The organism is Stenotrophomonas sp. YIM B06876 (assembly GCF_030711595.1).
Taxonomy (GTDB): Bacteria; Pseudomonadota; Gammaproteobacteria; order Xanthomonadales; family Xanthomonadaceae; genus Stenotrophomonas.
Genome location: NZ_JAUJUJ010000667.1, coordinates 1 through 312, shown reverse-complemented (window position 1 = coordinate 312; position 312 = coordinate 1). Strand labels below are relative to the sequence as shown.

Here is a 312-nt window from a genome sequence, read left to right as displayed (position 1 = left end):
GCATCGAGCAACTGCTCGTCGGTGCACGCCGGGTCGGCCAGGCCGAGTTCCTGGTACACGGCCTCTTTGCTGCGCAGCAGCTCGCGCACGGGCAGGCCCACGGCGGACACAAGCTGGCGCAGCTGCGCCTTGTCCAGCGGCTGGGCGATGTAGTCGACGATGCGCGGCTCCATGCCGCGCTCGCGCAACAGCGCCAGCGCGCCGCGCGAGTTGCTGCAGCGGCTGTTGTGGTAGATGGTGATGTCGTTCATGGGGGGATTTTAGGAACGGCTTGTATGTTTCAGACCAGGCCGGTGCGGTAGAGTTTGACCG

The 312-nt window shown here is 66.0% G+C and carries 1 protein-coding gene; it reads right to left on the bottom strand.

The features are described from left to right. On the bottom strand, positions 1-251 hold a 251-nt coding region (locus QZH66_RS18945; RefSeq protein WP_305807311.1), incomplete at its 3' end, for an ArsC/Spx/MgsR family protein. Positions 252-312: the final 61 nt, after the last annotated feature.